Consider the following 2,526-nt stretch of genomic DNA (forward strand, 5'->3'; position numbering starts at 1 on the left):
CCACCGCGGTCGCCGCCCTGCGTCGCTTCGGGGGTTTCGAGGCTCAGGCGCCGGGGCGCCTTCGCACCTCAACCTCCGCTCGGTGACGGGTGCCTTCGTGCCTCAATCTCCGGTCGGTGACCACCGCGGTCGCCGCCCTGCGTCGCTTCGGGGGTTTCGAGGCTCAGGCGCCGGGGCGCCTTCGCACCTCAACCACCGGTCGGCGACGGGCGCCTTCGCACCTCAACCTCCGGTCGGTGACGGGGTGCCTTCGCACCTCAACCTCCGGTCGGTGACCAACGGGTCAAGCCCTGCCCACAGTCACGGGGTTTCGACGACGCTCGCTGCGCTCGCTGCTCAACCACCGGACCAAGTTCGCCGAGGCTCGCACCTCAACGCCGGAGGGCGAGTTACGCATCCCCGCCTTCTTGTTTCACATCGGCGACGGCGGTGGGGTCGTCGATGCGGTACTTGTCGAAGGCCTCCTGGACCTTCGACCGGTCGATCTCACCGGCGTCGGCCAGGGCCTGGAGGGCCTGGACGACCACCGACTGGGCGTCCACGTGGAAGAACCGCCGCGCGGCCGGGCGGGTGTCGGCGAACCCGAAGCCGTCGGTGCCGAGCACGCGGTAGTCGCCGGGCACCCAGCGCGCGATCTGGAGGGGTACGGCGCACATGTAGTCGGACACCGCGACCACCGGGCCGCTGGCGTCGGCCAGCTTGTCGGAGACGTACGCCGTCCGGGGGGTCTCGCTCGGGTTGAGCAGGTTCCACTCCTCGGCCGAGATGGCGTCGCGGGCCAGCTCGTTCCAGGAGGTGACCGACCAGGTGTCGGCCGCGACCCCCCAGTCCTCACGCAGGATCCGGGCGGCGTCGGCGGCCCACGGGAAACCGACCCCGGACCCGAGCAGCTGCACGCGGGGGCCGTCGCCCTCGCCCTTCGACACGGAGTAGATGCCGCGCAGGATGCCCTCGGCGTCGACGTCCTCGGGTTCCTTGGGCTGCACGATCGGCTCGTTGTAGACGGTGATGTAGAAGATGACGTCCTCGCCGGAGGAGTCGGTGTCGCCGCCGTACATCCGCTCGAGGCCGGACTTCATGATGTGGCTGATCTCGTAGGCGTAGGCCGGGTCGTAGTGCACGACGGCCGGGTTGGTGGTGGCGAGCAGCGGCGAGTGGCCGTCGGCGTGCTGGAGCCCCTCGCCGGTGAGCGTGGTCCGGCCGGCGGTGGCACCGATCAGGAAGCCGCGCGCGAGCTGGTCGGCCATCGCCCAGATCGAGTCGCCGGTGCGCTGGAAGCCGAACATCGAGTAGAAGATGTAGAAGGGGATCATGTGCTCCCCGTGGGTGGAGTACGCCGACCCGGCGGCCGTCGCCGACGCCATCGCCCCGGCCTCCGAGATGCCCTCGTGCAGCATCTGGCCCTGTGTGGACTCCTTGTAGGACAACAACAACTTGCGGTCGACCGCTTCGTACTGCTGGCCTCCGGGGTTGTAGACCTTGGCGCTCGGGAACATCGAGTCCATGCCGAACGTGCGGTACTCGTCGGGGGCGATCGGCACGATCCGCTTGCCGATCTCCGGGTCCTTCATCCAGTCCTTCAGCAGCCGGACGAGAGCCATGGTGGTGGCGATGGCGTTCTTGCCGGACCCCTGCTTGAGCTCGTCGTACATCTCGTTGCCGGGCAGCTTCAGCGGGGCCGCCCGGACCACACGCTTGGGCAGTGAGCCACCGAGCGCCTTGCGGCGCTCCATCATGTACTCGATCTCGGGGGCGTCCTTGCCGGGGTGGAAGAACGGCGCCGCGCCGGTCGCCTCGTAGGACTGCTCGAGGTCGCGGTCCGAGATCGGCAGGTAGAGGCGGTCGCGGAACTTCTTGAGGTCGGCCGGCGTCAGCTTCTTCATCTGGTGGGTGGCGTTCTTGCCCTCCAGCGCGTCGATCGTCCAGCCCTTGATGGTCTTGGCCAGGATCACGGTGGGCTGGCCGACGTGCCGGGTCGCCGCGTCGAACGCGGCGTACACCTTGCGGTAGTCGTGACCGCCGCGCGGGAGCTTCACGATCTGCTGGTCGGTCATGTGCTCGACCATCTTCCGCAGCCGCGGGTCGCCGCCGAAGAAGTGCTCACGGATGTAGTCGCCGGTCTCGGTGGAGTAGGTCTGGAACTGGCCGTCGGGGGTGCTGTTCATCCGGTTCACCAGCACGCCGTCGACGTCGCGGGCCAGCAGCTCGTCCCACTCGCGGCCCCAGACGACCTTGATGACGTTCCAGCCGGCGCCGCGGAAGAACGACTCGAGCTCCTGGATGATCTTGCCGTTGCCGCGCACCGGGCCGTCGAGCTGCTGGAGGTTGCAGTTGACGACGAAGGTGAGGTTGTCGAGCTCCTCGCGCGCGGCCAGGCCGATCGCCCCGAGCGACTCGGGCTCGCCCATCTCGCCGTCGCCGAGGAAGGCCCACACGTGCTGGTCGGCGGTCTGCTTGATCCCGCGGTTGTGGAGGTAGCGGTTGAACCGGGCCTGGTAGATCGCGTTGAGGGCGGTCAGGCCCATC

At 68.8% G+C, this 2,526-nt stretch carries 1 protein-coding gene; it reads right to left on the reverse strand.

Features of this window, described 5'->3' with window-relative positions:
* Positions 1-389: 389 nt before the first annotated feature.
* Positions 390-2,526, reverse strand: a 2,137-nt coding sequence (gene aceE / locus VFN12_RS05340) for a pyruvate dehydrogenase (acetyl-transferring), homodimeric type (RefSeq protein WP_325117567.1), incomplete at its 5' end; no start/stop codon positions are given.

Source organism: Nocardioides sp., from assembly GCF_035703625.1.
GTDB lineage: Bacteria > Actinomycetota > Actinomycetes > Propionibacteriales > Nocardioidaceae > Nocardioides.